We start from the raw sequence: 6,524 nt of genomic DNA on the forward strand, positions 1-6,524 counted from the left end.
GCACAAGCCCGCCTCGGCGGCCTCGCCCGCCGAGGCGCGGCGCGGCCGGGCGGGCGGGATGGACGATCCGGTCTGGCGCGCGGGCTTTGCCCGGCTGGGCCGCCACGGGCTGATGTTCGACCTGCAGGCGCCGTGGTGGGAACTGGATGCGGCGGCGGACCTTGCGGCCGACTTTCCGGCCACGACCATCGTCCTGAACCACGCGGGCCTGCCTTCCGACCGCTCGCCCGAGGGGCTGGAGGGCTGGCGTCGCGCCATGGCCCGGCTGGCGCGGCATCCCAACGTGGTCCTGAAGATCTCGGGCATCGGCCTGAAGGGCCGCCCCTGGTCCATCGCAGACAACGGCGCGGTCATCCGGGACGCGATCTCCATCTTCGGCTGGCAGCGCTGCATGTTCGCCAGCAACTTTCCCGTGGACAGCCTGGTGGGCAGTTTTTCCACCATCTTCGACGGGTTCTACCAGGCCACGTCCGGCCTGCCCGACGACACCCGGCGCGCCTTGTTCCATGACAACGCCGTCCGGATCTATCGGCCCGCGCTGCGGGCGGCTTCACTGATATCGAACATGGGAGGAACCATTCGATGACCAAACTGACGAAGATCTGCGCCCTTCTGGCGACAACGACGATGATCACCGGCACCGCCGCCTGGGCCGAGGTGGGCAGCCATGTCCTGCGCCTGGGCACCCCGCTGCCGGACGCGCACCCGATCTCGCAGGCGGCGGTGAAGTTCGCCGAACTCGTGGCCGAGAAGTCGGGCGGCAGGATCGAGGTCAAGGTGTATCCCGGCGCGACCCTGGGCAACGAATTGCAGATGCAGTCGGCCCTTCAGGGCGGGACGCAGGACTTCGCGGTCGGCACGACCACGACGCTGGCGGGCATGGTGCCGGAGTTTTCCGCCATCGACATGCCCTACCAGTTCCGCGACACCGCCGAGGCCGACGCGATCCTGGACGGCGACATCGGCGACCAGCTGTTCCAGAAGCTTGAACCCAAGGGCCTGGTGGGGCTGGCCTACATGGAACAGGGCTTCCGCCACACGACCAACAGCACCCGCCCCATCACCAGGTGGGAGGATTTCGACGGCCTGAAGATCCGCGTCCAGCCTTCGGCGCTGTATATCGACATGTTCAACCAGCTTGGCGCCAATGCCGTGCCGATGACCATCAACGAGGTCTACACCGCGATGGAAACCCGCGCCATCGACGGGCACGAGAACAGCCTGACCGCCATCGACGCCAACAAGTTCCAGGAGGTGCAGAAATACCTGAGCCTCACGGGCCATTCCTACAACGCCGTCGTGCTGCTGATGGGCAAGCCGTCCCATGACAAGCTGAACGAGGAGGAGATGGCGATCATCCGCGAGGCCGCCGCCGAGGCCCGGGACTTCCAGCGCGACCTGACCCGGACCCAGACCGAAGGGCTGCGCGCCAAGCTGGCCGAGGACGGGATGGAGGTGAACGAGGTCTCTCCCGAGGAACAGCAGCGCCTTGCCGAACGGCTGCAGCCGGTGGTGGACGCGAACCGCGACGCCATCGGCGCCGAATGGATGGCGACCTTCACGTCCGCGCTCGAAAACCTGCGCTGATCCGATCCACGATGGATGGCAGGGGATGCGGCGGCGCCTTTTGCCGCCGCCGCGACGGCCATGCCGGCAGGTCTTTGCGGCGCACGCACCGCCGCCCGTCACCGGCCTTCCGGGACGCAGAATGCGCCAGCGCGCGATGGCGGGGTGCCGGGCCGCGACGGCCATGCCGGGGCGTCCGGACAGGACGGGGGCCGGTTCAGGGCTGCTCCTGCCGCATCCATTCCAGCAGGGTCCGCGCTGCCGGTGGCAGCCGCCGGTCCTCGGGGACGGTCAGCCAGTAGCTGCCGAGGGTGACGGCCGTGGCGAAGGGGCGCGTCAGCCTGCCGGACCGGATCGCGGACCGGAACATCGGCAAGGGCAGCAGCGCGATGCCGAAGCCCTCGGCGGCAAGCTGGGCTAGGCCGACCGAACTGTCCAGGACCGGGCCGGTCAAGGGCGGGCAGATCTCGCCCGCTTCGACGAACCACCTGGGCCATTCATCGGCACGGTAGCTGCGCAGCAACGGATGCCTGCCCAGATCGGACGGCCCGCGCACCGCCAGCGTCGGCGCGCAAAGCGGTGTCATCGGCGCCTCGAAGATGTGATGCGCCTCGATCCCCGGCCAGCGGCCCGAGCCGAAGCGGATCGCCACGTCCAGACCTTCCCGCGCGATCTCCACCCGGTTGCTGTGCGTGGACAGGCGCAGCGTGATGCCCGGATGCGCGTGCCGGAACGCCTCCATCCGGGGAATCAGCCAGCCGGTGGCGAAGGTCGTCACCACGCCGATGTTCAGCACCTCGGCCGGTTGCGCCCCGGTCACGCGATCCAGCACCCGGGCAAGGTCGTCCAGGCTGCGTTCCATCACCGGGAACAGCGCCTGCGCTTCATCGGTCATCACCAGCCCGCCGGCGGTGCGGCGGAACAGCGCGATCCCCAGCAGGCCTTCAAGCCGCGCGATCTGGTGGCTGACCGCCGCCTGGGTGACACGCAGTTCGATGGCCGCGCGGGTGAAACTGCCCTGGCGGGCCGCGACCTCGAATGTCCGAAGGGCGTTCAGGGGGATGTCGGGACGGTCAGGCATGAGCCCAGCTTATGGCATATCCAATCATTTGTCGCCTGCCGCCGGCATCTTCGGGGGTCTAGCACCGGTGGCGGACAGTCATCGAAAGGACAACTCATGTCTCTCCTCCGCCTTGCCGCCCTTGCCGCGGCCCTGCTTGTGCCCTTCGGCGCCCCCGCGTCAGAGCTTGACCGGACCATCGCCCGGCTTGAGGACCGGCTGGACGCGCGCATCGGGGTGGCCATTCTCGACAGCGGAACCGGCCGGACCTGGACCCATCGCGCGGACGAGCGTTTCCTGATGAACAGCACCGTCAAGGTGCCGCTTTGCGCCGCCATCCTGTCGCGCGACGACCTGGACCTGGCCGAGTCCCTTCCCGTCCGCACGAAAGACATCCTCGACCATGCGCCGGTCGCCGAACGGCATGTCGGCGGGGCGATGACGATCGCGGATCTCTGCCTTGCCGCGATCGACCAGAGCGACAACACCGCAACGAACATCCTGTTCGACCGGCTGGGGGGCCCGGGGCAACTGACGGCCTTCCTGCGCGGCATCGGCGACGACGTGACCCGGTCCGACCGGATCGAGCCGGCCTTGAACGACTTCGCCTCCGGCGACCCGCGCGACACGACCACGCCGGCCGCGATGGTGCGCACGCTGGAGGTGCTGCTGACCGGCAAGGCGCTTTCGGCGGATGCCCGGGGCCTGCTGACCTCGTGGATGCGTCCCGGCGGGGTGACGGGCGCCCTGATCCGTCCCGCGGTGCCGGCAGGCTGGAAGGTGGCCGACAAATCCGGCAGCGGCGATCACAACCGCAACCTGATCGCGATGCTGACCCCGCCCGGCGGCGCGCCGATCCTTGTCAGCCTGTCGATCTCGGACACGGATGCGGATTTCGCGACCCGCAACGCCGCGCTGATCGAACTGGGCGCCGCCGTGGTCGGGATGCTGACCGCCGGCTGACACGCAGCACGCGGCCATGCAGCGCAGGGATCAGCCGATCACGCCGACGGCATGAAGACCGATGCCAAGGACCGCCGCCCCGGCCAGGACCGTCGTCATCCCCATCTTCAGCCGGAACACGGCCAGCAGGGCCAGCACCGACAGCGCGGCGGCGATCCCGTCGACGGAGCCGGGAACGGGCAAGTCCATCGAAAGGGGCCCGGCCTCGACCCGCTGCACCTCGCGCCAGATGACGTGGATGGCGAACCAGATCGCCAGGTTCAGGATCACCCCCACCACCGAGGCGGTGACGGCCGTCAGGGCCGCCGAGAGCGCCCGGTTGGCCCGGAGCCGCTCCATGTAGGGGGCGCCGAGGAAGATGAAGGCAAAGCAGGGCGCGAAGGTGACCCAGGTGGCAAGCAGCCCGCCCAGCGTGCCCGCCAGAAGCGCGCTGTCCCAGCCGGCCTCGCGGAACGCCCCCAGAAAGCCCACGAACTGCAGCACCATGATCAGTGGCCCCGGCGTGGTCTCGGCCATGCCGAGCCCGTCCAGCATCTCTCCGGGCCGGAGCCAGCCATAGGTGCCGACCGCCTCTTGCGCCACATAGGCGAGGACCGCGTAGGCGCCGCCGAACGTCACCACCGCCATCCTGGAAAAGAAAAGGGCGATGTCGGCGAAGACGTTGCCGTCGCCCAGCGTCAGGACCAGGATCGCCACCGGCGCCAGCCACAGAAGCAACGCTGCCGCACCGGCCCTGTGGGCGCCCCGCCGCGCCGCGGCCGGCATGGCGGCCATCTCCTCGCCCAGAAGCGTCTGGGCATCATCGACACGGGCGCCGCCCGACGGCCCGTGACCGTCCCCCGGCGCAAAGGCCCGCCAGCCGCCCTGCGCGCCGAGATAGCCGATCAGGCCGGCGGCAAGCACGATCACCGGGAAAGGCGCATCGAAGGCGAAGATGGCGACAAAGGACAGCGCGGCCAGCAGGCGCATGGCGTCGTTCCTCAGCGCCCGCCTGCCGATGCGAACCACCGCCTGCAGCACGATGGCCAGGATGGCCGCCTTGAGGCCGAAGAACATCGCCTCGACCGCGCCCACGTCGCCGAAAAGGACGTAAAGCCAGCTCAGCGCCATGATCGCGACCATGCCGGGCAGCACGAACAGCGCGCCCGCGATCAGGCCACCGCGCGTTCCGTGCATCAGCCAGCCGATATAGGTGGCAAGCTGTTGCGCCTCGGGTCCGGGAAGCAACATGCAGAAGTTCAGCGCATGAAGAAAACGCCCGTCGCCGAGCCAGCGCTTCTCCTCGACAAGGATGCGGTGCATGACCGCAATCTGTCCGGCCGGGCCGCCGAACGACAAAAGCGCGATGCGCGCCCAGGTGCGGGTGGCCTGGGCCAGGGTCGGGAACCCGGCAGGGGCGGCGTGAACGACGGGGTTGCCGGAAAGCCTTTCGTCGGAGGGAATGTCTGTCTTGGTCATGGCGCTGCTCGCGTTCGTGCAGCGGGCCAGTTGTGGGTCTCGCCGGTCGCGTCCCGCGCCCAGCGATACAAGGCGTCATGGACCAGCATCCCGGCCTCCATCTGCTGCTGGTCGTCGGCATGTATGCGCGACAAGCCCAGCAGTCCGGCGGCGCCCTGGCTGCGTTGGTGGCCCGCCTGGCAAAGGACAACCGTCGGACCGGGGGGCCATGGCGCTTCGCCGGGCGTCCGGTCGTCGGCCCGCATGGCCCCTGGCAGCAACCGGGGATCGGCGGCGAAGTCCTCGTCCGAGCGGACGTCCAGGATGACCGGTGTGCGGGCGGTGCCGATCAGCCGGAACAGCTTGTCGGGTGATATCGCATTGGGTGCCGCCATGGCCGTTCCTCCTCTGAAGGCTGGATCATGCCTGATCCGGAACGCGAACTTCGGCTGGCGCCTCGTGGGGCGGTCGCAGGCCCCATGCGGGTGAGTTAAAGCCCGGATGCGCGACACGTCAAGCGGTCCCGCACCCGCCAAGGCCTGGCGGACCCCAGCCAATTGGCTACCGGATGGACGGCAGCCTTTGCTGCGCCTCGGGGCTGGGTGCCATGCCCCCTGCCCCGCCCACGCTGCCACACATTCAGGCGGGCAGCGCGGCGCTTATTTCAAGTAGGTCCTGATGACCTCGATCAGCTCGCGCGCGGCCTGCCCGCGTGCGGCGTCCTCATCCCGGTCGGGGTTGGAGACATGCTCGCGGATATGGTCCTCGATCAATTCTGCCGTCAGGCCGCCGATAGCGCCGCGGATGGATGCAACCAGGTTCAACACCTCGCCGCAAGGGGCATCGGCCTCGAGCGTTCGCTCGACCGCCTCGATCTGCCCCTTCAGGCGACGCACGCGCGCCAGAAGCTTGGGCTTGTTTTTCGATTTGTCACTCATGGCATAGGGGGATACCCTATGTGGCTGCCTGTGAGCAAGCTGAGTCGCTACATCGTTATGGCCGCCTTGCATATCGTGGCGCTGTCCTCTCTGCCCTGCTGTGGAAGTCGTGGAGGGTTGGCTTGGAAAAGCTGCGATGCGGAAAGTTGTTCTGATCGTCCAGTAAATCAGTGCTGCGAGACGCAGCCCTACTCTGCCCGTGGCTGCTGCAATGGGTTGCACGGAGAGTTTTGCGACTATTAGAGCGTCCGCTGGCCGCCGCGCCTTCAAGGCTGATGCGCCAAGGCATTTCAGCGGTAACGCGACATCGATTGCCTCAGACTGGCGCGACCGAATTCGGAACGTTGGCCCTCTGCCCACGGCTGGAACGATCTGTCCTCTTCCCCTTGCCTCTGGGCTATTGCAGCGACTGTCGAGCCATCGAGCCATCGAGCCATCGAGACCGCGAAACAAGGCATGACTTTTCCTCGATCGCTAGAGCATGTCGCGGGCATCGAGATTCAGGATTCCCAGCTAGCCTATGATGTGCTTCCCTTCTGCTGAGGCAGGTATGGGGGGTC

The 6,524-nt window shown here is 68.1% G+C and carries 7 protein-coding genes; 3 read left to right on the top strand and 4 right to left on the bottom strand.

Annotated elements, in window-relative coordinates; translation table 11 throughout:
* Both J0F76_RS19405 and J0F76_RS19410 read left to right on the top strand, forming a co-directional pair.
* A partial coding sequence (locus tag J0F76_RS19405) for an amidohydrolase family protein (RefSeq protein WP_207472022.1) occupies nucleotides 1–586 on the top strand: 586 nt, incomplete at its 5' end.
* Complete coding sequence (locus J0F76_RS19410) at nucleotides 583–1,587, top strand: DctP family TRAP transporter solute-binding subunit (protein ID WP_207472024.1); 1,005 nt, start codon at nucleotides 583–585, stop codon at nucleotides 1,585–1,587. The genes J0F76_RS19405 and J0F76_RS19410, both read left to right, overlap by 4 nt.
* 196 nt (nucleotides 1,588–1,783) lie before the next feature.
* Here J0F76_RS19410 and J0F76_RS19415 read toward each other — a convergent pair whose 3' ends face one another.
* A complete protein-coding gene (locus tag J0F76_RS19415) occupies nucleotides 1,784–2,647 on the bottom strand; it encodes a LysR family transcriptional regulator (protein ID WP_207472026.1) in 864 nt (287 codons plus the stop codon).
* A 96-nt stretch (nucleotides 2,648–2,743) separates the two neighbouring features.
* Between J0F76_RS19415 and bla the strand changes: the two genes are divergently transcribed.
* The gene (gene bla, locus J0F76_RS19420) at nucleotides 2,744–3,589 is read left to right on the top strand and encodes a class A beta-lactamase (RefSeq protein WP_207472027.1); all 846 of its coding nucleotides are present in this window, start codon (nucleotides 2,744–2,746) and stop codon (nucleotides 3,587–3,589) included.
* A 30-nt stretch (nucleotides 3,590–3,619) separates the two neighbouring features.
* On the opposite strand, the gene chrA is transcribed toward bla, so the two are convergent.
* From chrA to J0F76_RS19435, 3 genes are all read right to left on the bottom strand, one after another.
* A complete protein-coding gene (gene chrA / locus J0F76_RS19425; protein ID WP_207472028.1) occupies nucleotides 3,620–5,047 on the bottom strand; it encodes a chromate efflux transporter in 1,428 nt (475 codons plus the stop codon).
* A complete protein-coding gene (locus tag J0F76_RS19430; protein ID WP_207472029.1) occupies nucleotides 5,044–5,421 on the bottom strand; it encodes a hypothetical protein in 378 nt (125 codons plus the stop codon). Before J0F76_RS19430 ends, chrA begins: the two co-directional genes overlap by 4 nt.
* Before the next feature lie 264 nt (nucleotides 5,422–5,685).
* Nucleotides 5,686–5,964 (bottom strand): metal/formaldehyde-sensitive transcriptional repressor, encoded by a 279-nt coding sequence (locus J0F76_RS19435; protein WP_207472030.1) that lies wholly within the window; start codon nucleotides 5,962–5,964, stop codon nucleotides 5,686–5,688.
* Nucleotides 5,965–6,524: the final 560 nt, after the last annotated feature.

Origin of the sequence: Paracoccus fontiphilus (assembly GCF_017356265.1) — a bacterium.
GTDB classification, from domain to species: Bacteria; Pseudomonadota; Alphaproteobacteria; order Rhodobacterales; family Rhodobacteraceae; genus Paracoccus; species Paracoccus fontiphilus.

Coding starts and splice junctions, on each gene's coding strand:
- J0F76_RS19415 (WP_207472026.1), bottom strand. CDS start 2,647: ATGCCTGACCGTCCCGACATCCCCCTGAACGCCCTTCGGACATTCGAG.
- bla (WP_207472027.1), top strand. CDS start 2,744: ATGTCTCTCCTCCGCCTTGCCGCCCTTGCCGCGGCCCTGCTTGTGCCC.
- J0F76_RS19430 (WP_207472029.1), bottom strand. CDS start 5,421: ATGGCGGCACCCAATGCGATATCACCCGACAAGCTGTTCCGGCTGATC.
- J0F76_RS19410 (WP_207472024.1), top strand. CDS start 583: ATGACCAAACTGACGAAGATCTGCGCCCTTCTGGCGACAACGACGATG.
- chrA (WP_207472028.1), bottom strand. CDS start 5,047: ATGACCAAGACAGACATTCCCTCCGACGAAAGGCTTTCCGGCAACCCC.
- J0F76_RS19435 (WP_207472030.1), bottom strand. CDS start 5,964: ATGAGTGACAAATCGAAAAACAAGCCCAAGCTTCTGGCGCGCGTGCGT.